The 21,800-nt window shown below is 60.0% G+C and carries 21 protein-coding genes; 16 read left to right on the top strand and 5 right to left on the bottom strand.

The genetic code is table 11. The features are described 5' to 3' along the window. Positions 1 to 410: 410 nt before the first annotated feature. From ABVS03_RS10725 to ABVS03_RS10700, 6 genes are all read left to right on the top strand, one after another. Positions 411 to 1,274, top strand: coding sequence for an aldo/keto reductase (locus ABVS03_RS10725; RefSeq protein ID WP_368019099.1), 864 nt, complete (start codon positions 411 to 413; stop codon positions 1,272 to 1,274). Positions 1,275 to 1,455: 181 nt separating this feature from the next. Then, the gene (locus ABVS03_RS10720; protein ID WP_368019098.1) at positions 1,456 to 3,186 is read left to right on the top strand and encodes an ABC transporter ATP-binding protein/permease; all 1,731 of its coding nucleotides are present in this window, start codon (positions 1,456 to 1,458) and stop codon (positions 3,184 to 3,186) included. Further along, positions 3,179 to 4,840, top strand: coding sequence for an amino acid ABC transporter ATP-binding/permease protein (locus ABVS03_RS10715; protein WP_368019097.1), 1,662 nt, complete (start codon positions 3,179 to 3,181; stop codon positions 4,838 to 4,840). The genes ABVS03_RS10720 and ABVS03_RS10715 overlap by 8 nt, the downstream gene beginning before the upstream one ends. Before the next feature lie 33 nt (positions 4,841 to 4,873). Beyond that, entirely contained in the window at positions 4,874 to 5,269 is a 396-nt protein-coding gene (locus ABVS03_RS10710; protein WP_368019096.1) for a YbaN family protein, read from the top strand. After that, positions 5,266 to 5,784, top strand: coding sequence for a nitrous oxide-stimulated promoter family protein (locus ABVS03_RS10705; RefSeq protein WP_368019095.1), 519 nt, complete (start codon positions 5,266 to 5,268; stop codon positions 5,782 to 5,784). The genes ABVS03_RS10710 and ABVS03_RS10705 overlap by 4 nt, the downstream gene beginning before the upstream one ends. Continuing rightward, positions 5,744 to 5,896, top strand: a complete 153-nt coding sequence (locus ABVS03_RS10700; protein WP_368019094.1) for a hypothetical protein — start codon at positions 5,744 to 5,746, stop codon at positions 5,894 to 5,896. Before ABVS03_RS10705 ends, ABVS03_RS10700 begins: the two co-directional genes overlap by 41 nt. A gap of 66 nt (positions 5,897 to 5,962) precedes the next feature. Here ABVS03_RS10700 and ABVS03_RS10695 read toward each other — a convergent pair whose 3' ends face one another. Beyond that, positions 5,963 to 6,478 (bottom strand): ferritin, encoded by a 516-nt coding sequence (locus ABVS03_RS10695; protein ID WP_368019093.1) that lies wholly within the window; start codon positions 6,476 to 6,478, stop codon positions 5,963 to 5,965. A gap of 193 nt (positions 6,479 to 6,671) precedes the next feature. Between ABVS03_RS10695 and ABVS03_RS10690 the strand changes: the two genes are divergently transcribed. Next, positions 6,672 to 7,493, top strand: a complete 822-nt coding sequence (locus tag ABVS03_RS10690; RefSeq protein WP_368019092.1) for a Cof-type HAD-IIB family hydrolase — start codon at positions 6,672 to 6,674, stop codon at positions 7,491 to 7,493. 104 nt (positions 7,494 to 7,597) lie between these two features. Here ABVS03_RS10690 and eno read toward each other — a convergent pair whose 3' ends face one another. After that, on the bottom strand, positions 7,598 to 8,887 hold the full coding sequence (eno, locus tag ABVS03_RS10685; protein WP_368019091.1) for a phosphopyruvate hydratase: 1,290 nt from the start codon (positions 8,885 to 8,887) through the stop codon (positions 7,598 to 7,600). Positions 8,888 to 9,245: 358 nt separating this feature from the next. Here eno and ABVS03_RS10680 point away from each other — a divergent pair, with 358 nt between their 5' ends. After that, the gene (locus tag ABVS03_RS10680; protein WP_330971713.1) at positions 9,246 to 9,716 is read left to right on the top strand and encodes a dCMP deaminase family protein; all 471 of its coding nucleotides are present in this window, start codon (positions 9,246 to 9,248) and stop codon (positions 9,714 to 9,716) included. Between the two features lie 75 nt (positions 9,717 to 9,791). Here ABVS03_RS10680 and ABVS03_RS10675 read toward each other — a convergent pair whose 3' ends face one another. The 3 genes from ABVS03_RS10675 to ABVS03_RS10665 form a co-directional block, all read right to left on the bottom strand. Then, on the bottom strand, positions 9,792 to 11,537 hold the full coding sequence (locus ABVS03_RS10675; RefSeq protein ID WP_368019090.1) for a DEAD/DEAH box helicase: 1,746 nt from the start codon (positions 11,535 to 11,537) through the stop codon (positions 9,792 to 9,794). A 207-nt stretch (positions 11,538 to 11,744) separates the two neighbouring features. Next, positions 11,745 to 12,596 carry a ketose-bisphosphate aldolase gene (locus ABVS03_RS10670; protein WP_368019089.1) on the bottom strand — a complete coding sequence of 284 codons (852 nt, stop codon included), beginning with the start codon at positions 12,594 to 12,596 and terminating at the stop codon, positions 11,745 to 11,747. Positions 12,597 to 12,673: 77 nt separating this feature from the next. Beyond that, the gene (locus ABVS03_RS10665; protein WP_368019088.1) at positions 12,674 to 13,609 is read right to left on the bottom strand and encodes a 1-phosphofructokinase family hexose kinase; all 936 of its coding nucleotides are present in this window, start codon (positions 13,607 to 13,609) and stop codon (positions 12,674 to 12,676) included. Positions 13,610 to 14,005: 396 nt separating this feature from the next. On the opposite strand from ABVS03_RS10665, the gene ABVS03_RS10660 reads away from it, so the two are divergent. From ABVS03_RS10660 to ABVS03_RS10625, 8 genes are all read left to right on the top strand, one after another. Beyond that, positions 14,006 to 14,443 carry a PTS sugar transporter subunit IIA gene (locus ABVS03_RS10660; RefSeq protein WP_368019087.1) on the top strand — a complete coding sequence of 146 codons (438 nt, stop codon included), beginning with the start codon at positions 14,006 to 14,008 and terminating at the stop codon, positions 14,441 to 14,443. Between the two features lie 58 nt (positions 14,444 to 14,501). Continuing rightward, on the top strand, positions 14,502 to 14,984 hold the full coding sequence (gene agaB / locus ABVS03_RS10655) for a PTS galactosamine transporter subunit IIB (RefSeq protein WP_368019086.1): 483 nt from the start codon (positions 14,502 to 14,504) through the stop codon (positions 14,982 to 14,984). A 122-nt stretch (positions 14,985 to 15,106) separates the two neighbouring features. Next, positions 15,107 to 15,910 (top strand): PTS sugar transporter subunit IIC, encoded by an 804-nt coding sequence (locus tag ABVS03_RS10650; RefSeq protein ID WP_330971707.1) that lies wholly within the window; start codon positions 15,107 to 15,109, stop codon positions 15,908 to 15,910. Next, on the top strand, positions 15,900 to 17,000 hold the full coding sequence (locus ABVS03_RS10645; protein ID WP_368019085.1) for a PTS system mannose/fructose/sorbose family transporter subunit IID: 1,101 nt from the start codon (positions 15,900 to 15,902) through the stop codon (positions 16,998 to 17,000). Before ABVS03_RS10650 ends, ABVS03_RS10645 begins: the two co-directional genes overlap by 11 nt. Positions 17,001 to 17,158: 158 nt before the next feature. Continuing rightward, a complete protein-coding gene (locus ABVS03_RS10640) occupies positions 17,159 to 17,887 on the top strand; it encodes a GntR family transcriptional regulator (RefSeq protein WP_330971705.1) in 729 nt (242 codons plus the stop codon). A 25-nt stretch (positions 17,888 to 17,912) separates the two neighbouring features. Continuing rightward, positions 17,913 to 19,088: an SIS domain-containing protein gene (locus tag ABVS03_RS10635; protein ID WP_368019084.1), complete on the top strand. Its 1,176-nt coding sequence runs from the start codon at positions 17,913 to 17,915 to the stop codon at positions 19,086 to 19,088. Positions 19,089 to 19,128: 40 nt separating this feature from the next. Further along, complete coding sequence (gene nagA, locus ABVS03_RS10630) at positions 19,129 to 20,298, top strand: N-acetylglucosamine-6-phosphate deacetylase (protein ID WP_368019083.1); 1,170 nt, start codon at positions 19,129 to 19,131, stop codon at positions 20,296 to 20,298. A 207-nt stretch (positions 20,299 to 20,505) separates the two neighbouring features. Then, on the top strand, positions 20,506 to 21,800 hold a 1,295-nt coding region (locus ABVS03_RS10625), incomplete at its 3' end, for a glutamate-5-semialdehyde dehydrogenase (RefSeq protein ID WP_368019082.1).

The raw sequence follows: 21,800 nt of genomic DNA, 5'->3' as shown, positions 1-21,800 counted from the left end.
TTTCATTTCTTCGCTCATGGCAGCCTCCTCTTCGAGGGGAAGGAGATGGTCCAGATCCATCTCTTCACCTACATCATTTCCCAGCCGATATCCCCTCATCGGCTCCGAGGCGAGTCATTACGATTCCGTGCCGATGGTTTACGGCAGCTTTACGAAAGCTGAGCGGCAAGGCTGCCGGTTCGATGCGGCGGTACCTTCCGGACTTTTCTGTACCGTTTGCAATAGAAGAGATGCATAGCACGATATGTGCAATAAGCAATAGCGATTGCAGCAAAGCAGCCCCACACTGTTCATGCGGCGTGATGGAGGCACTCCGTGCACACGGAACAAGACAGCGCGCTCGGAGCAGCCAGTCCTAGCAAGCTTCGAAAATCAGCAATCAGAAGCATCAGGCAGGAAGAAGGAAAGCAATGTACAGCAAGACCCTCACTCTCTCGAATGGTGTCGTCGTGCCGCAGCTTGCGCTCGGCACCTGGTTCATCGACGACGACAAAGCGGCAGAGGCAGTGCACGAGGCGGTGAAGATCGGCTACCGCCACGTCGATACTGCCCAGGCCTATGCAAACGAGCGTGGCGTCGGCGAAGGCGTGCGTACGGCAGGCATTCCGCGCGAGGAGCTCTTCGTGACGACGAAGGTCGCAGCTGAGCACAAGGACTACGAGTCCGCTGCAAGAAGCATCGACGAGTCGCTCGCAGCCATGGGCCTTGACTACCTCGACATGATGATCATCCACTCGCCGCAGCCGTGGGTCGAGGTCAACCAGTCCGATGACCGCTACTTCGAGGGCAACCTCGAGGCCTGGCGTGCGCTCACGGATGCCTACAAGGCAGGCAAGATCCGCGCCATCGGCGTCTCGAACTTCCAGAAGGAGGATATCGACAACATCTGGGACAACGCCGAGGTGAAGCCGATGGTGAACCAGGTGCTCTGCCATATCTCCAATACGCCGCTCGACCTCATCGACTACTGCCAATCAAAGGGCATAGTTATGGAGGCCTACAGCCCGGTCGCCCACGGCGAGGCCCTCAAGAACCCGAAGATCGCAGAGATGGCAGCAAGGTACGGCGTCACCATCCCGCAGCTCTGCATCCGCTACGACCTGCAGCTCGGCATGATCACGCTTCCGAAGACTGCCAATCCCGAGCACATGAAGTCCAATGCTGATGTCGACTTCGAGATCTCTTCTGAGGACATGGAGGCCTTGAAGCACGTCGAGAAGATTAAGGATTACGGCGATGCGGGCATATTCCCGGTGTATGGCGGAAAGCTCTAAGGCTATTCCGGAAAGCCTGGCACAGAGGAAGTCTAATCTGACGGGGGATGCAGGCTGCGTGTCCTGCATCCCCTTTCTTATGGACAGCTGCATATTCGGCTTTTTGGAGTTTTAATTGTCTAACTTCCTTTTAGTAAGCAGAGTCTAACATAGATGCATTGCCGAAAGAGGGGAGTCATTCATGATGGACAAGTGGCTTCTGGCGCTTGTGCCAGAAGCGATGCGCCACGTCATTCTTGCTGTGGTGTGGAAATGGGCAGGGCTTCTGTCCAATATCTGCCTCGTCTGGGGCGTGGCCTCAGTGCTTGCAGCTGCGCTTGAAGGTACCGCAGTGCCTTATGGCATGGCAGCCATCCTTATCGCAGTTGCCTGCGTGGGCAAGGCCATTTCGGTCTGGGCGCAGGAGCGCGAGAGCCTTGCGGCATCCCAGGATGTGAAGCGGAAGCTCCGCCGCGCCATCCTCGAGAAGCTGCTCCGGCTCGGTCCTGCCTATGATCGGCAGGTATCGACGGCTGAAGTCGTGCAGCTCTCAGTCGAGGGATGCGAGCAGCTCGAGACCTACTTCGGGCAGTATCTGCCGCAGATCTTCTATTCGGTCCTGGCACCTGTCACGCTCTTTGTCGTGATTGCCCCGATGGATCTTGCTGCCGCTATCGTGCTGCTCGTCTTCGTGTCGCTCATCCCGCTCACAATCGTGGCTGTGCAGAAGATCGCAAAGCGCATCCTTTCTGCCTATTGGGACCAGTACACCGAGCTCGGCGATTCCTTCCTCGAGAATCTCGAAGGACTCACGACGCTCAAGATCTATGGGGCTGACGGGGCGCGCCACGAGGCGATGAACAAGGAGGCAGAGCACTTCCGCATCGTCACGATGAAGGTGCTCTCGATGCAGCTCAACTCCATCATCGTTATGGACATTGTCGCCTTGGGCGGCGCTGCGGCAGGTATCTGGGTCGCGCTTTCCGCTCTTGCCGCAGGCACGATCACCATCTTCCAGACGCTTGCAATCGTGCTGCTCTCGGCAGACTTCTTCCTGCCGATGCGCCAGCTCGGCTCCTTCTTCCATGTGGCAATGAATGGCATTACTGCCTCGGGCAAGATCTTCCGTCTCCTCGAGCTTCCCGAGCCTGAGAAGAAGGAAGGCATCCCTGCCAAGGACAGTGTGCCGGTGCTCGAGGATGTGAGCTTCTCCTATGACGGGGAACGCGAAGTGCTCCACGATATCAGCCTCACGGTCGCGCCCACGGGCATTACCGCTATCGTCGGCCTTTCCGGCTCCGGCAAGTCGACGATCTCGTCACTTATGGGCGGGCGTCTCACGGGATACAGGGGCCACATCCGCTACGGGGCGCTCGAGCTTGCCGATGCAGATTCTGCGGCGCTTGCAGAGCATGTCACAACGGTCGGTGTCGGTGCCTATCTCTTTGCGGGTACCGTGTGCGAGAACCTGGCCATGGCCAAGCCGGAAGCAACGGATGAGGAGCTCTGGGCGGCGCTTCAGGCGGCAAGCCTCGATGGCTTCCTCAGGACGCAGGAGGGCCTCGAGACGAAGCTCACGCAGGATGGGCAGAACCTCTCGGGCGGCCAGCGCCAGCGCCTCGCGTTCGCCCGTGCCTATCTCCATGGCTCCGACCTCTACATCTTCGATGAGGCGACAAGCAATATCGATGCAGAGAGCGAAAGCGTGCTCCTCTCCTCGATCTATGGGCTTGCCGAGACGCATCCTGTCGTAATGATTGCCCACCGTCTTGCGAACGTCGTGGACGCCGAAAAGATTTATGTGATGGACCAGGGACGTGTCGTCGAGTCCGGCACGCATGAAGAGCTCCTTGCGAAGGATGGCACCTACGCCCGCATGTGGGCAAGCCAGCAGGAGCTCGAAGCTTTCGGAAGAGGTGATAGCCGTGACTAGGCACAGCAATTTCCGTCTCATGGGACGCATGCTCGGCTTCGTGAAGCCGATGGTCGGCGTCATGTGCATCTCGGTCTTCTGCGGCATCCTGGGATTCGTCTGTGCGACGGCGCTGCCGTTGCTTGCAGCAGAGGCCGTGCTCTCTGTTGCCGGCAAGGGTTCTCTTGCCTGGAGCGTCGGCGCATTCGGAGGCATGCTTGCTGTTCTGGCTGTGGCGAGAGGCATCCTCCACTACATCGAGCAGCGATGCAACCACTACATCGCCTTCAAGCTCCTGGCCCATATCAGGGACCTTGTCTTTGGAGCTTTGAGAAAGCTTGCCCCCGCCAAGCTCTCCGGCAGGAACAGGGGCGAGCTCATCTCGACGATCACGAGCGACATCGAGCTCCTCGAGGTCTTCTATGCCCATACGATTTCGCCGGTCTTGATTGCAGCAGGAATGACGATTGTGCTCATGGTGTTTCTTGCGAATCTCTCGCCGGTCTTTGCGCTTGTGGCGCTTTGCGGCTACATCCTTGTCGGCGTGGTCTCGCCGATTCTTGTCTCGAAGGCATCGGACGAAGGCGGCGCCCAGGCACGTGCCGTGCAGGCAAGCCTTTCAGGCTATGTCCTCGACAACCTGCGCGGCCTGGCCCAGGTCATCCAGTGCGGGGCAGGGGATGCGAGGCTCTCTGGCCTCGACGAGCGCAGCCGTGCTCTTGTGGATGTGCAGCGTGGCCTCAAGGCAAAAGGCGTTGCCGGCTCTGCGGCGGTTGGCGTGCTTGTCGTCCTCACGGCAGCGGCCCAGCTCTTCATCGGCGCTCCGCTCGTCGCAGCTGGTGCGGTCATGCCGGAAGCCTATGTGCTTGCGGTCGTGACGACGCTTTCCTCCTTCGGGCCCTATGTCGCGCTTGCAAACCTCGGCTCGACGCTCCAGCAGACGCTTGCCTCGGGCGAGCGCGTGCTTGCCATCCTCGATGAGAAGCCTCAGGTCGAAGAGGTTGAGGTCGGCAAGGAGCCCGCCTTCACCGGTGCCGCTGCAGAGAGCGTGAGCTTCTCCTATGCAGACGAGGAAGTGCTCCACGATGTATGCCTCGAGATTCCCAAAGGCAGGATTGTCGGCATCTCCGGCAGGAGCGGCTCGGGCAAGTCAACCTTCTGCCGTCTCCTCATGCGCTTCTGGGATGTGGATGAAGGCAGGATCTCGATCGGTCCGAACGATATCAGGCGGGTGAGGACCGCACATCTCCGGAGCCTCGAGGCCTCCGTCGAGCAGGATACCGTGCTCTTCCATGACAGCATCAGGGAGAACCTGCTGATTGCGAAGCCCGATGCAACAGAGGAGGAGCTGAAGAGCGCCTGTGCCCAGGCGTCCATCCTCGACTTCATCGACAGCCTGCCCAAGGGCTTCGACACTGAGGTAGGCGAGCTCGGCGATACGCTCTCCGGCGGCGAGCGCCAGCGCCTGGGACTTGCCCGTGCCTTCCTCCATGATGCGCCGTTCGTGCTTCTCGACGAGCCGACGTCGAACCTCGATGCCCTGAACGAAGGCGCCGTCTTGAAGGCCCTCGATGAGCAGCGCGGGAAGCGGACGGTCCTTCTGATCTCGCACCGTCCAAGCTCGCTTGCGATTGCAGATGAAGTGATCTCGCTCGACCAGGGCAGGGTCAGCTAGCAGGTTCCCAACCGATGAAAGCAAGGTGGCAGGATGCGCGTCCTCCATATTGTTCTCGGCCTTCTCTTCTTGGCGCTCGGCACAGTGGGCATTGTCTTGCCGCTCCTGCCGACGGTGCCCTTCTATCTTCTGGCAGCGTTCTTCCTGGGCAAGGGCTCACGCAAGCTTGATGCCTGGTTCAAGGGTACGGACTTCTATCAAGCGCATGTAAAGCCGCTGCAGGAAGGGAAGGGCATGACCGTCAGGGCGAAGGCAAAGGCCTTCGGCACAGTGACGCTCTTTCTGGGACTGGGCTTCATCTTCATGTCAGCAATCCTGTGGGGCAGGGCGATTCTCGTCGCAGTCTGGATCTTCCACATCTGGCTCTTCTGGGCAAAGATCCCGACGGCTGCAGATGAGGCAGATGCAGAGGAGGCTGAGGCAGAATGAGACGGAGCGATGAGGAGACAGAGCGCAAGCGTGCCCGCGAGTCCCGTGTCGTGCATGAGATGATTGCGCTCTACTGTCGTGGAATTCATCACACGGCCAAAGGCAGTCTCTGCCCCGAGTGCGAGGCGCTCGATGCCTATGCGCAGAAGCGCATCGCGCGCTGTCCATTCATGAGGACAAAGACGTTCTGTTCCGTGTGCTCGGTGCATTGCTATGCGCCCAAGCGGCAGGAAGAGATCCGTCAGGTCATGCGCTATGCAGACCCCCGCATCCTCTTCCGCCATCCTGTCATGTGTTTGCATCACGCTCTCCTGCATCGCAGATGGGACTGCCTTGGGGTTCATGGCAGGAGAGGACATCTATGTCCTCATGGGAGCGGCGCTCGACGAGGCAATAGCTGCCTCTGCTGCTGCAGAGGATGCAGAGCGTCGCTCGATTTCGGTCGTCTGCCGCAGGGCCATGGGGACGGTATCTGTGCATGTCGAGCTCTGGGGAAAGACGGACTTTTCGGATGAGGCCATCCCCCTCATTGCCCGTCGCTATCATGGAACGCTTTCCTGTGCGACAGGAGAGGGCAAGTCCCGGCTCGACCTCCTCTTCGAGGAGCCCGAAGAGAGCGGGAAGTAGGCTTCTTGCTACGAAAAAGGGAGGACCCTTCCGGATCCTCCCTGAAAGCCTGTATGTCTGTCTCTCCTACATCGGCATCGTCGGTGCGATGAAGGTACGGGCCAGATACTTCTGGTCAAGGTTGTAGAGGCCCTGCGGCGTGCCAGCAAAGAGCTTGTAGTCGTTGATCATGTCGCGGGCGTTCGTCTCCTCTTCGCCCTGCTCCTTCACGAACCAGTCGAGCATCTGCATGGTCCTGAAGTCATGGATCTCATAGGCAGCGGCGTAGCACTCGTTGATGCAGGAAGTGATGTACTCCTCGTGCTTGAGGCCAGCTTCCATCGGCTCGAGGTCGTTTGCATACTCGTTCGTCGGCTTGTCGATAGCCTCGAGGGTGACCTTTGCGTCGTTGTCGAGCAGGTAACGGCGCAGGATCTTCGCGTGAGCAACCTCCTCCTGGACCTGGATCATGTACCAATTCGCATAGCCCTTGAGGTTCCTGTCCTCGTAGTAGTCTGCGAAGGTCAGATAGAGATAGGCGGAGTAGAGCTCCTTGTTGATCTGCTTGTTCAGGATGTCTGCAACCTTTTCATTCAGCGCCATGATCGAACCCCTCTCGATTGCTTTTCCACATTGCATAGTGACTTGTACCCGCAATTCCTGAGAGTGTGCAGAGATGCGCCCGAATGGAGGAAGCTGCATCCAAATGACACCGCCATGCCAGATAGGAGCCTGCAGCATTCTGCGGACAGGTGCTGATACGATGTATCTGGCAAACGTCTGGAAGGGGAATATCGTGGGGCTCCGGCTGCTTGCGCTCGATATGGACGGCACGCTTCTGACATCCGAAAAGACCGTATCGGATGCGACCTGGGCGGCACTGGGCCGGCTTGCCGACAAAGGCGTGACCCTGGCACTCTGCACAGGAAGGAATGCGCTCGAGGCGCGCTGGTCTCTTGGAGGGGCGACAGGTCCCATCCGCTACGGCGTCCTTGCATCGGGTGCGCTCACGTATGACTTCGGGACGGGAGACATCCTCGATGCCCATACAATCGATGCTTCTGCTGCCATCCGGATCGTGCGTGCCGCCAAGGCAGAAGAGGCGATGGCGGTAGTGTTCTATCCGGATCTCTGCCTCTGCCGGAAAGAGGATGCAGACCATATGGACACGTTCCATATGGGCGTCTATCAGAGCATGTACCAGAGCATCTACCATTTCGAGGACGATCTTGCAGGCTATATCGAGGCCCATCCAAGAGATATCGTGAAGGTGCTCGTCTATCACCGGGATACGGCTGCACGTGCCCAGACAAGGAAGCGGATCGAAGGCCTCGAGGTGTGCCTCGCAGATGCAGAGACGACCTCGCTTGAGTGCTCGCCGGAAGGCATCAGCAAAGCAGAGGGGCTCGAGGTGCTCTCGCGCGAGCTTGGCATCCCGCTTTCGGAGATGGCAGTTGCAGGGGATGGAGCAAACGACCTGGAAGCGCTCCGCGTGGCAGGATGCGCTATCGCGATGGACAATGCCATTCCCGAAGTGAAGGAGATTTCCGATCTCGTCGTGGCAGACAACGACCACGACGGGATAGCGGAAGCGGCAGAGAGGCTCTTCGACGTCTAGGCTGCCGCATGTCTCCTTGCCATGGATATCGCTCGTGCCTGCACAAGAAGAGAGCCGGTGCGGGTGCACCGGCTCTTAGGCAGCATCTCTGCAATCGCTTTTGATTAAGCGATGTTGTAGAAGGCGTTCCTGCCGAGGAACTCTGCAGAGGAGCCGAGCCTGTCCTCGATGCGGAGCAGCTGGTTGTACTTCGCGACACGGTCGGTGCGGGCAGGGGCGCCGGTCTTGATCTGGCCTGCGTTCGTGGCAACCGCGAGGTCTGCAATCGTCGTGTCCTCGGTCTCGCCGGAACGGTGGGAGACGACAGCGGCATATCCTGCCCTCTTTGCCATCTCGATGGCCTCGAGGGTCTCGGTGAGGGAGCCGATCTGGTTGACCTTGATGAGGATTGCGTTGGCTGCGCCGAGCTCGATGCCCTTCTTGAGGCGCTTCGTGTTCGTGACGAAGAGGTCGTCGCCGACGAGCTGGACCTTCTTGCCGAGGCGCTCGGTCAGCTTCTTCCAGCCGTCCCAGTCCTCCTCAGCAAGGCCGTCCTCGATGGAGATGATCGGATAGGTGGCAACGAGCTTCTCCCAGTAGTCGACCATTTCGTCAGAGGAGAGCGTCCTGCCCTCGCCCTTGAGCTCGTAGAGGCCGGTCTCCTTGTTGTAGAGCTCGGAGGTTGCGGGGTCCATTGCGAACATGAAGTCCTGGCCCGGCTTGAAGCCTGCCTTCTCGACTGCCTGCATCAGGTACTCGAAGGGCTCCGCGTTCGTCTTGAGGTCGGGTGCGAAGCCGCCCTCGTCGCCGACGCCGGTGGAGAGGCCAGCAGACTTCAGGACGTCCTTGAGCGTGTGGTAGACCTGGCTCGACCAGCGAAGGGCGGTCTTGAAGTCAGGAGCGCCGACCGGCATGATCATGAACTCCTGGAAGTCGACGTTGTTGTCGGCGTGCACGCCGCCGTTGAGCACGTTCATCATCGGCACCGGCAGGGTATGTGCGTTGGCGCCGCCGAGATAGGCGTAGAGCGGCTCGTGTGCGGAGACAGCTGCTGCACGGGCGATAGCAAGGGAAGCGCCGAGGATTGCATTGGCGCCGAAGTTGCCCTTGTTCGGGGTGCCGTCAGCCTCGATCATCGCGAAGTCGGCACCGCGCTGGTCTGTGGCCTCGCGGCCGACGAGGAGCTTTGCGATCTCGTTGTTCACATGGCCGACAGCCTTCTGGACACCCTTGCCCTGATAGCGGTCCTTGTCGCCGTCACGGAGCTCGACAGCCTCGAACTCGCCGGTGGAGGCGCCGGACGGGACGATGGCACGGCCGAAGGAGCCGTCCTCGAGGGTGACTTCGACCTCGACGGTCGGGTTGGCGCGGGAGTCGAGGACCTCGCGGCCGTAGACGCTGGCAATCTTGCTCATGGCAGACCATCCTTTCTTCTGCATCCCGTTAAGTTATAGACGGGAAACTGTTGTCTCTACCCTAGCTGATGGGGAAGGTGCTGGAGCAGATAAGTTTGGCAAAACGAACAATCTTCATTCCTTCAGCAGAGCTCATGGTGTCCTGCCGGGGGATCTTTCCTGTACGACTCATACCTTACCCCGCCCAGACCCCTTTAGACGCTAAATCCTATAAAATTAGTAGCATTTATAGAAAGGGCAGGAACAGCCGGCTTTCGGAGCTTCCTTTGTGGAAGTGCCGCTGTATCTCTTGCGAAATGGCGCCCGGAGCGCCACAGTTTCCTCTATATAGATAGTCAGAGCAGGAGAGGGGCTGGCCATGCCGGACAAGCGCAGGGATGTCATCTCGTGGGACGAGTTCTTCATGAGGGTCGCTATCGCGGCAAAACTCCGCAGCAAGGATCCCAATACCCAGGTCGGTGCCTGCATCGCTGACACGAACCACCGCATCCTGAGCGTCGGCTATAACGGCACCCCTTCTGCTATCAACGACGACGATTTCCCGTGGGGCTCCTCGGACGATCCTCTGAATGACAAGCACAGCTATGTCGTGCACGCCGAGGCAAACGCGATCCTGAACTTCAGGGGGAGCCTGAAGGACATGCAGGGCGCGACGGTCTATGTGACGCTCTTCCCCTGCCATGAGTGCGCAAAGCTCCTGGCGCAGGCAGGCATCGGCGAGGTCGTCTACCTCGACAACAAGTATGAGGGTACAATCGACAACCAGATCAGCTGCCGCGTGCTCGACTCCTGCGGCATCAAGTACCGCCAGGTCGAGGTCACGGAGTAAGAGGTCTGAGGCAGAGAAGAGGAGCGCCGCATCCTTCTGGGTGCGGCGCTCCTGCCATGAGCATATGTTTTGGGGCTAGGCGTGCGCCTTGGACTTTGCCCTGGCACGGGCTCCGCCGTGGTCTCCCGGGTGGCGCGTATGATTCTTCTTTGGCTTGGCGAGATCGAGGCCACGCTTGCCGAGCTTGCGCATCCCAAAGGACTTGGGAGATCCGTCGTAGACCCTCTCCTCGTCCGTACGCTTCTTCTGGCGCGGCTTCTGGCGCTTGGAAGACGCATTGGCGTTCTTCGGACGACGCTCGTGGTTCCTCTGGTCGCGCTTCTGGTCCTTCTTCTGGCTCTTGGGACGGCGCTCGTCGGATGCCTCTGCCTTCGTGCGCTCGCTGCGGGCATGCGCCGGCTTTGCAACATGCTCTGCCTTCTTCGGCTTCCTGGCGGCGACATGCTTTGCCTCATGCTCGAGCTTCTCGCCCGTGCTCTCGGCAAGCGCTGCCTCCTCGTCCTGGACACGCTCGGACTGGGTGCGCTTCGACTCGGCGCGGCGTGCCTGGATGTGCTGGCGCTCGATGCGGCGGCGGATCTTCTTCGGCATGAGCTTGTCCTGCGGATTGCGCTCAGGGTCGAGGAAGCCCGGGTTCTCGCCGAGATCGAGGCCTTCGGTGTCGGGGTAGTCGGGGATGACGGAATCCATCAGCTGCTCGGCATCGCGCAGATAGAGGTAGTCGTCCGGCTCGACGAGGGAGAGTGCCCAGCCCTCTTCGCCTGCTCTGCCCGTGCGGCCGATGCGGTGGATGTAGTTCTCGATATCGTCGTGGGGGACGTCGAAGTTGATCACGTAGGAGACATCGGAGACGTCGATGCCACGGGCAAGGACGTCGGTGGCCACAAGCACGTCGACCATGCCATCAGCGAAGTGGGAAAGCGCACGCTGGCGCTGGTTCTGGCTGCGGTCGCCGTGGATCGGAAGGCAGGAGATGCCGGCCTTCCTGAGCTTCTTGCAGAGGGTATCGGCGCGGTGCTTGCCGTTGCAGAAGACGATGACACGCTTCTGGCCGCGCTTCTTCAGGATATCGATGAGGACCTGCGTCTTTGCTTCATGGCTCACAGCGAGGGCATATTGTTCGACCGTCTTGGCGGCGGTGCCCTTGTGGGCAATCTCGATGGAGACGGGGCCATGCACGAGCGTGCTCGTGTGCTTCAAGACGGATTCGTCGAGCGTTGCGCTGAAGAGGAGTGTCTGGCGCGCTTCCGGCATGTCGGCGACGATTGTCTTCACATCGGGCAGGAAGCCCATATCGAGCATGCGGTCTGCCTCGTCGAGGACGAGCATCTGGACCTCATCCAGATGGCAGGCATCCTGCTTCATGAGGTCCATGAGGCGTCCCGGTGTGGCAATGAGGATGTCGGTGCCGTCGGCCAGTGCGCGCTTCTGAGGCTCGTAGGAGACGCCGCCCACGACAGACGTGCAGATGTGATGGGTCCTCTTTGCAATCTGGGATGCTGCGGTCTCGATCTGCTGGGCAAGCTCGCGCGTCGGCGTGAGGACAAGCATCAAGGGGCCATGTCCGCGCTGGACGTGTCCCAGCATCTGCATGGCAGGAAGGAGGAAGGCGCAGGTCTTGCCTGTGCCGGTCTGTGCTGCCGCCACGACGTCGTGGCCAGCCAGGACTTCAGGGATGGCAGCAGCCTGCACAGGGCTCGGCTCGGTGTAGCCGAGGTCGGAGACTGCCCGGAGGAGTCTTTCATCAAGGCCGAGCGCTGCGAATGCAGGAGAAAGAGCGCCCTTCTTGGGGGCCTTGTTCTTGGATGATGTGGAAGTCATGCACGCTCCATGGTATGGCGCACACCTGGACGAATGCCGAGCGCTTGGTGCGGGCATATGTGCGCGGAATCGATACCACACTAGAAGTCTTTGCCTTTCGGTGTGTGGCGGTTCGGTGTGTACGCCAAAAGAACGCAAACAGACGCAGGAAAAAGGCGGCATCCGTGTGGGATGCCGCCTTCGGGAAAGCGCTGGATCCGAGGCTCTCTATGCCTTGTGGGAGGAGCCGAGATTGTCCATGTGGGAGGACACGACAGCGACGATCTCGTCCATGCCGGGGCCGGACGGCTTCTTCGGGTCGAAGTTCTCCGGATGCTCGGCCATGTAGCCCATGAAGCCACGGGTGAAGGCCTGGCGGAGCTCGGTTGCATAGTTGACCTTGCAGATGCCATTGCGGATGGCCTCTGCGACCTGGTCGTCAGGCACGCCGGAGGTGCCGTGAAGTACCAGCGGGACCTCGACCTTGGAGCGGATCTCCTTCAGGATCTCCTGCTCGATGTGCGGGGTGCCCTTGTAGACGCCGTGTGCCGTGCCGACGCCGACAGCAAGGGAGGAGCACTTCGTGCGATCGACGAACTCCTTTGCCTCGTCAGGATCGGTGAAGGGGTTCTCGCCCTTCACAGCCGGGCCGTCGTCCTCCTTGCCGCCGACCTTGCCGAGCTCTGCCTCGACGGGCACGCCCATAGCATTGGCGACCTTCGTGACGGACTCGGTGAGGGCCATGTTGTCCTCGAAGGGGACATGGGAGCCGTCGATCATGACAGAGGTGTAGCCAGCGCGGAGAGCCTGCATGCAGCGGTCGAAGCCATCGCCGTGGTCGAGGTGGAGGGCTACCGGCACCGTGGCAGCGTCAGCTGCGCACTTGACCATAGCGGCGAAGTAGTCGAGGTTTGCATACTTGATCGTGCCCGGCGTCGTCTGCATGATGACAGGGGAGCGCCTCTCCTCGGCTGCACGGATGACAGCCATGACGAACTCGAGGTTCTCCACGTTGAAGGCACCTACGGCGTAGTGGCCTTCCTGCGCGTCCAGAAGCATCTGCTTGGTGGTGACGAGCATTTCGTACTCCTTCCTGCATCCTTTCGGGATGCAAACGGTTTGCATAGATGGCAGAGGGGGCGCATGCCCCAGAAGGGCTAGGACAGAGCCTCCACAGTTGTCTTTTCCATGAGGGAGGAGGCAATGTCCGGATCGAAGCGTCCTGTGGAGGGAGAGAGGCAGTTTGCCGTGGCGCGGGACATGGCAAAGCGCAGGCACTCGGGAGCGGGAAGCTTCCTTGCAAGCGCAACGGCAAAGCAGCCGACAAGGGTGTCACCTGCTCCTACCGGGTTCACGACCTCGATCTTCGGGGCACGGCCGCGGAAGATGCCTTCGCCGCATGCCATGACCGAGCCATCGCCGCCCAAGGACACGACCACATAGGCAATGCCCTTCTTTTCATGGAGCTCATGGGCCGCTTTGGCAGCCTCTTCGACAGATCCCACCTCATGCCCCAGAATCTGGGCGATCTCGTCGGTGTTCGGCTTCACCATGTCCGGCGCTGCCTCGATGCCGCACGTGAGGGAGGCGCCTGACGTATCGAGGATGACAGGCGTGCCTGCTGCGTGGATGTCTTCTATGAGGGTGGCATAGGCGTCCTTGGGAAGGCCTGCCGGAAGGCTGCCGTTCAGGGTCACGACATCTGCCTTCTCGGCAATCTCCTGAAGCTTCCTGCGCAGGGTCTCGAACTCCTCTGCCGTGACGGGACGTCCCGGCTCGTTGAACTCGGTCGAGCGTCCATCAGGCTCGAGCAGGTTCACGCAGCAGCGCGTCTCTGTTGCCACCTGGACGAAGTCCTCGGCGATGCCGTCCTTGGCCAGGAGGTCGAGAAGATAGCAGCCATTGTTGCCGCCGACGAATCCTGTCGCCAGGACCTCTTCGCCTGAGGCAGCGACAGCGCGGGCAGCGTTGAGCCCTTTGCCGCCAGCCGAGTCGAGCACCTGGGCGACACGTGAGACGTGTCCGAGCTCTATCTCGTGGCCAAGACGGTAGGCCTTGTCGATCGATGCATTGAGGGTGACGCAAGCAATCATGTACGGCTCCTCGTTAAGGCACTATAAAAAGATACCAGTTGCTGAAAGTTACTGAAAGCGATTCCAGTTTCTGTCTTCCATGCGCTGAGTTAGAAGATACCAATAAATGGGATCCGGTAGCACCAGATTTATGGGTGGTATTTCAAAAAAGTGACCATTAACAGGGAAAACGTGGTGCGAGTGGTATGAATTCTGACGCAAACGGCTACTAGGACACATTTTTCGCAAAGTCAGCCCCAGGTGGCAAAGACTTCGATAAAGTACAAGTCGTGGTACGTGGTTACAACAAGTTGCAGACTCGAATGCTTTCCGAAACATTCAAGATGCGTGAACGTTACAGACGGATTCTAGGCTGTGTTCCAGAAAGCGAATCCGAGTGCAGAGGAGAAGCACACGATGGTAGGTTTCGTTCTGACAGGACACGGCGACTTCGCGACTGGTGTTGCAAGCGCCCTCGAGATGATTGCAGGACCGCAGGACCACTTCGAGGTTGTCCCGTTCCATGAGGGGGAGGAGAGCGAGTTCCCCGGAAAGCTCACGGAGGCGCTCGAGCGTGCCTCTGCCGACGGAAACGGCGCTATCGCGTTCTGCGACCTTCTGGGAGGCACGCCCTTCAACCAGACGATGGTCCTCTCCGCCGAGATGGGTGCGAATGTGGAAGTCGTTGCGGGCGTGAACCTGCCCCTGCTGCTCGAGGTCGTGGCCGAGCGCACCGAAGCCTCGACGGTCGACGAGCTTCTTGCTACGGCGCTGGAGGCGGGCAAGACCGGCGTCATCCATCCGATGCTCGATGTCGATGAGCCGGGCGGAGAAGACGACGGAGACGGCCTGTAAGTCCGGCATATATGAGAGTCAAGTGCCGCATGCGCAATTGAAGGAGAAGGGATCAAACATGGCTGAACCAAACATTGTCCTCACGCGTATCGACAACCGCCTGATCCACGGGCAGGTCGCTACCCAGTGGACCTCTACGATTGGCGCCAACCTGCTGCTCGTCGCAAATGACGATGTCGCAGCGAACACGATGCGCCAGAAGCTCATGAACATGGCAGCCCCGCAGGGCGTTGCCACGCGCTATTTCTCCATCCAGAAGACCATCGATGTCATCCACAAGGCCGCTGCCCGCCAGCACATCTTCCTGATCGTCGAGAACCCTGAGGATGCCCTCCGTCTCGTGAAGGGTGGCGTGCCCATCAAGCGTCTCAACATCGGCAACATGCACATGAGCGAGGGCAAGCGCCAGGTCGCAACCTCTGTCGCCGTGAACGACGAGGATGTCCAGGCCTTCAGGGATCTCCAGGCTGCCGGCGTCGAGCTCTTCATCCAGCGTGTTCCGTCCACGCCGAAGGAGAACGTCGAGAAGCTCTTCGAGTAGACCGCTCCATTCCTGCGCAGCTGCGCAGACAACCTATCTTGATCGTGAGTCGCCCTTTGGGGGAAGGGTGCTGGCGATAGCGTACGTTTTGGTCAGCGTAACTCTTGAAAGGAGGAACAAGGATGGAGTACTCAGCATTGCAGGTCTTCCTGGTCTTCGTGGTCACGTTCATCGCGGCTATCGACCAGTTCAGCTTCCTGGAGTCTCTGTATCAGCCGCTCGTCACCGGCCTGGTGATCGGCATCATCCTTGGCGACGTGCAGACCGGCCTTATTGTTGGTGGCACGTATCAGCTCATGACAATCGGCAACATGCCGATTGGCGGTGCTCAGCCGCCCAATGCAGTTGTTGGCGGCATCATGGCAGCGATTCTGGCAATCACGCTGAATCTCGAGCCTAACGTGGCGGTTGCGACCGCAATCCCATTCTCCCTTCTGGGACAGTATGGCGTCACCCTTATCTTCACCCTCATGTCCCCGCTCATGTCCAAGTGCGATCAGTACGCAGCTGATGCCAACCCGAAGGGCATCGAGAGGATCAACTACCTCTCCATGTGCCTGCTCGGCCTCATCTTCGGCGTCGTCGTCACCCTCTTCTTCGTCGGCGGTGCTGCAGTCGGCGGCGCTGTCGTCGCGGCAATCCCGACCTGGCTCACGGCAGGACTTTCCGCAGCTGGCGGCATGATGCGCTTCGTCGGCTTCGCCGTCCTTCTGAAGTTCATGATGAACAAGGATATGTGGGGCTTCTACTTCATGGGCTTCGGCTTCGCAATCATCGTTTCCAACATCAAGGCACTTGCAACCCCGGGCCTGCTGATCCTTGCTCTTATCGGCTTCGGCATCGCTTACTGGGACTATCAGCAGCAGACTGAGCTCAAGGGCGCAGCTGCAGCAGAACTCGACGGAGGTGAGGAAGATGGCATCTAACGAGCAGGCAAAGATCAACCGCTTTGAGGGCGCTACGAACTATCAGAACCTCACGCCGGCTCCCGATCTCGACCAGAAGACCCTCAACAAGATGGCATGGCGCTCCTGCTTCCTGCAGGCATCGTTCAACTACGAACGCATGCAGGCCGCTGGCTGGCTCTATTCCATCCTTCCGGGCCTCGAGAAGATCCATGCGGACGACAAGGAAGACCTTGCCCTGTCCATGACGCACAACATGGAGTTCTTCAACATCCACCCGTTCCTCGTCACGTTCGCAATGGGCATCATCCTGTCCATGGAGCAGAAGAAGGTCGACATCCCGACCATCCGTGCTGTCCGTGTCTCCCTCATGGGCCCGCTCGGTGGCATCGGCGACGCTCTCTTCTGGATGACGCTCGTGCCGATCACCGCAGGCATCTGCTCGAACATGGCCATCGCTGGCAACGTGTTCGGCCCAATCCTGTTCCTCATCATCTTCAATGCGGTCCAGTTCGCACTGCGCTTCGGCCTTATGAACTGGTCCTACAAGATGGGCATGACGGCGCTTGATTCCCTCATGGACCACATGCAGGCCTTCACCCGCGCCGCCTCCATCCTCGGCGTCTTCATCGTCGGCTGCCTGACCGTCACCATGGGCGGCACCCAGATCAAGGCTGTCATCCCCAACGGCACGACGCAGGCCTATGTCGCCAAGACGGCTGTCGTTCCGACCGAGAATGTCGACGACTTCGCTATCATCTCCTCCGCTGACGACGGCACCACGCTCTCCGGTATGTACGCCGCCGACGGCGAGACTCCTCTCACCGCTACCGACGCTGACGGCAGCAAGGTCACCGCAGGCGCAACCGACCTCGGCAATGGCATGAGCGAAGTCACCTACATGGACACCGTCACGTCTCCTGTCACCATCGACATCGCAAGCATCCTCGACAGCATCTGCCCGAAGCTCGTTCCTCTTGCTCTCGTCATGCTTCTCTACTACCTCTTCGCAAAGAAGAACTTCACCCCGATCAAGGCTATCGTCCTGGTCCTCATCATCGGTATCGTTGGTGCTGGCCCCTTCGGCCTGTTCCCGAGCATCTGGGGCTAGGATCTGGCACGCCGGAGGGAAACCTCCGGCAGGCCTGGGCGCGCTGCAGCCGCTTTTCCCGTGAAGCTCTGCAGATTTGCGCCTAAGGATACGCTACTGCACGAAAGCGCGGGTACGCTTTGAGGCGTATCCGCGCTTTTCCATTCTGGGGAGGGATCATGGGCCGCGCAGCAAAAAGGCAGCCATTATATGACCAGCTTGTCGACCTGCTCCAGAGCAAGATCGAGAACGAGATGTCACCGGGGGACGTGCTCCCCTCAGAGCGCGAGCTCTGCGAGACCTATGGTCTCTCACGCACGACGGTACGCCTTGCCCTGGCAGAGCTTGAGACCCAGGGATATGTGGTCAGAAAGCATGGCAAGGGTACTTTTGTAGCTGACACTTCACGTGAGGCCACCAACCTCATGGGCACCTATAGCTTCACCGAACAGATGCGCAAGATGGGGAGGGTCCCCAAGACGACCATCCTCGACTTCGAGCTTAGGGGAGCGCCGAAGCATGTAGCGTCCTATCTCGATATGCACATCGGCGAGCCCGTCATCCGCATGAAGCGCCTGAGATGGGCAAACGACGTGCCGATGATGGTCGAGACGACCTACCTTCCTGCGAATGAGTTCGTAGGACTCACCCAGGAAGAGCTTTCGACGACGCCGCTCTACGATCTCATGGAGAAGACGTATCACCAGACGATCCGCGTGGCGGAAGAGGAGTTCTGCGCAAGCATCTGCCGCCCCGAAGAGGCCGAGCTGCTCCAGATACCGGAAGGTGCAGCAGTGCTTCGGCTCTATCGCACGACGTACAACGACCGCAATACGGCCATCGAATATACGCGCAGCGTTGCACGTGCGGACCAGTTCCGCTACAAGATTTCGCACTATCGGGGATAGCATCCTCAGAAAGGGAGAGAGAACCATGTTCGAGAAGGATACCGAGACCCTGAAGTCGATGGGTGCCGAGATCACGACGCGCGAGATCCGCCAGCAGCCCGAGCTCTGGGAAGGCACGCTCAAGATCTACGACGACAATATCGACGCGATCAAGAGCTTCGTGGAGCGCGCGCGTGTGCTCGGCGGCACGGACGAGCGCACGCATGTCGTGTTCACGGGCGCCGGCACCTCCGCCTACGTCGGCGATACGGTGACGCCGTACCTGCGCCGCCACGGCGACAGCTCCGCCTTCCGCTTCGATGCGATCGCGACGACCGATATCGTGGCGGCACCGCTCGACTATCTGCGTCCGGAAGATCCGACGGTCCTTGTCTCCTTCGCCCGTTCCGGCAACTCGCCTGAGAGCCTTGCTGCTGTCGAGCGTGCCGGCCAGGTCGTGAACAACATCCTCTACCTCAACATCACCTGCGCACCTGAGGGCCACCTTGCCCAGCAGTTCAGGGACGACAGCGAGAACCTGACGCTTCTCATCCCGGGCGCCAATGACCAGGGCTTCGCCATGACCGGCTCCTACTCCTGCATGGAGCTCATGGCGGCCCTCATCTTCGATACGGCTTCGCGCGAGGACAAGGGCACCTGGGTCGCAGAGATCGCAGCCATGGGACGCGAGGTCATCGCCCGCGAGCCTGAGATCCAGAAGTGGATCGACACGGACTTCGACCGCATCACCTACCTCGGCTCCGGCTCCTTTGCAGGCGAGGCACGCGAGTGCCAGCTCAAGATCCTCGAGCTCACCCACGGCCTTATCGCTACCTCCTTCGACTCCTCCATGGGCTATCGCCATGGACCGAAGTCCTTCGTCGACGGCAAGACCCTTGTCTTCGACCTTGTCCACAACGATCCCTACACGCGCCAGTACGACCTCGATATTCTGAATGAGATTGCAGGCGACAAGATCGCTGCCCACACCATCGCAATCCAGCAGGAAGGGGAGACCAAGTTCGAAGGCGAGTCCTTCACGTTCGGCTCTGCCTACGCTCCGCTTCCTGAGGCATACCTTGCTCTTCCGTACGTAATGGTTGCCCAGACGGTCTCGCTCCTCACCTCCGTCAAGGTCGGCAACACCCCTGATACGCCCTCTCCGACGGGCACGGTCAACCGTGTCGTCAAGGGCGTCACCATCCACCCGTTCCAGATGTAAGATGTAGCTTCTGAGGAGCACGTTTTCATAAGGAGGTACCATGGCAGCATACGCGCTGCATGCACAGCACTTCATCCTCCCGTCGAAGATGACGGGAGAGGGATACCTCGCCGTCGAGGACGGCAAGTTCGGCAGGTTCTCTGAGGAGAAGCCAGAAGGAGAGGTTGTCGAGCTCGGCGATGCAATCGTCTCTCCGGGCCTTGTCGACACCCACATCCATGGCTTCTTCGGCCATGCAACGACCGACTGCGATGCAGAAGGCCTCAATGCTGCATCGCTCGAGCTTGCCCGCCGCGGCACCACCGCCTGGCTTCCGACGACGTTCACGGATTCCGTGGACAACATCGCGAAGCAGTGCAAGGCCATCCACGACGCCCGCGCAAGCCGCGACGATGGCTTCATGGGCGCACGCATGCCGGGCATCTACCTCGAGGGCCCCTTCTTCACCTACAAGCACAAGGGCGCCCAGAACCCGAAGTACCTCGTTCCGCCTTCCTACGCTGCCTACAAGCGCTGGCAGGAGAGCTCGGACAACATGATTGTGAAGAGCGCTCTTGCTGCCGAGTACGACGAGGCGGAAGAGTACATCTCGAAGCTCGCCGCCGAAGGTGTCGTCACTGCTATCGGTCACTCCGATGCAACGTATGCAGAGACGCTCCGTGCCGTCCGTGCCGGTGCTACCTGCTTCGTCCACACCTATAACGGCATGCGCGGCCTCCATCACCGCGAGCCAGGTGTCGTCGGTGCCGCCATGGTCACGAAGGACACCTACGCCGAGCTCATCTGCGATGGCCACCATGTGGTTCCTGCTGCCTGCGAGGCGCTCGTCCGTGCCAAGGGCTGGGAGCATGTCGTGCTGATTACCGACTGCCTCGCCTGCGGCGGACTCCCCGAAGGCGAGTACATGAGTGGCGGCCTTCCTGTCATCATGAAGGACAACCTCTGCTACCTCCTGAACGAGGATGGCACGACGGGCTCCATTGCAGGCTCTGTCCTGACGCTTGCCCTCGGCGTGAAGAACATGGTCGACTGGGGCATCGTCTCTCCCGAGCAGGCGCTCCGCATGGGCTCCGAGGTGGCAGCACGCTCGGCACATGTCGATAACGTCTGCGGCTTCATCCTCCCGGGACGCGAAGCCGACTTCAATGTCTTCGCTCCTGATATGACCCTCGAGGCCACCTATCTTGCTGGCCGCAAAGTCGAGGCCTAGGCGCTCCCCATCATTCCCTCTGGCGCTTGAGTCTCATCCCTCCTTTGGAAGCAGGCATCCCGTATCGGGGTGCCTGCTTTCATATAGGGGAGTTCTTCAAATGGATGCAGAAAACGAAAGATGAGTATGCCGGTAACAGATAAAGCAACATATCGGACATGGTTGGCTGGTAGACTCGCATCAAAAGACTGATCTGAAGGAGTGTCCATGACCATACGCGAAACAGCCCACGCCCTGCGCCTTGCCTCTCCTGCCCTCGCTGCCTCTGCGCTCGATGCGCGCAATGCCTTCATCGCAGCGCTCGGCAAAGAGCTCGAGACCCACAAGGACGAGGTCTTTGCTGCAAACAGAGAGGATATGGCAGATGCCCAGAAGCAGGGACTTGCAGCCACCGTGCAGAAGCGCCTTCGCTACGACGAAGGCAAGCTTCAAGAGTCTCTGGCACAGCTCTCATCGCTCGAGCAGCTGAGCGACCCTATCGGTGTGACCCAGCTTGCGCGCGAGCTCGATGAGGGGCTCGTGCTTCGCCGCGTGAGCTGCCCCATCGGCGTCATCGGCGTCATCTTCGAGGCGCGTCCCGATGCCCTGATCCAGATCGGCTCGCTCTGCATCAAGAGCGGCAATGCGGCAATCTTGAAGGGCGGCAAGGAGACGCAGCGCACGAACCGGGCGCTCTTTGCGCTTGTGCAGGCAGCGCTCGGGGAGGCAGGGCTTGCGCAGGATGTGCTTGCCTTGGCAGAATCGCACGAGGAGATAGATGAGCTCTTGGAGTGCGAAGGAGACGTCGACCTCCTGATTCCGCGTGGCTCCAATGCCTTCGTCTCTCACATCATGAATCACACGAAGATTCCTGTGATGGGCCACTCGGCAGGTGTCTGCCATGTCTATGTGGACCGTTCGGCTGACCAGGACATGGCAGCACGGATCGTGGTCGATGCAAAGACGCAGTACCCGGCAGTCTGCAATGCCGCAGAGACGCTTCTCGTCGATGCACCGATTGCAGGGGAGTTCCTGCCCAAGGCGGCACGTGCGCTTGCCGAGAAAGGTGCACGTCTCAGGGCGTCAGGCGAAGCCCTTGCTATCCTCTCCAAAGTCTCAGGCATTCCTGAGGTCGAGCCTATGGGCGAGGATGAGTATGGGACCGAGTACGGCGACTATGTGATGAGCTGTAAGGTTGTGGACGGCGTCGAGGGGGCGGTCGCCCACATCAACCGCTGGGGCTCGCACCATACCGACTCGATTGTCGCCACAGATGATGCAGCAGCTGCCTACTTCCAGCAAAGGGTCGATTCTGCTGGTGTCTACCGCAACTGCTCGACGCGCTTCGCAGATGGCTTCCGCTATGGCTTCGGCGCCGAAGTCGGCATCTCGACGGGCAAGCTCCATGCAAGGGGACCGGTCGGCCTTGAAGGCCTCGAGACCTACAAGTACCTGCTCGAAGGCGAAGGCCACATCGTCGGGGACTATGCGACGGGCGTGCGCCAGTTCCACTTCCACGAGCT

Source organism: Olsenella sp. AGMB03486, from assembly GCF_040884255.1.
Taxonomy (GTDB): domain Bacteria; phylum Actinomycetota; class Coriobacteriia; order Coriobacteriales; family Atopobiaceae; genus Olsenella_L; species Olsenella_L kribbiana.
This window is presented reverse-complemented; position numbering and strand designations above follow the sequence as displayed.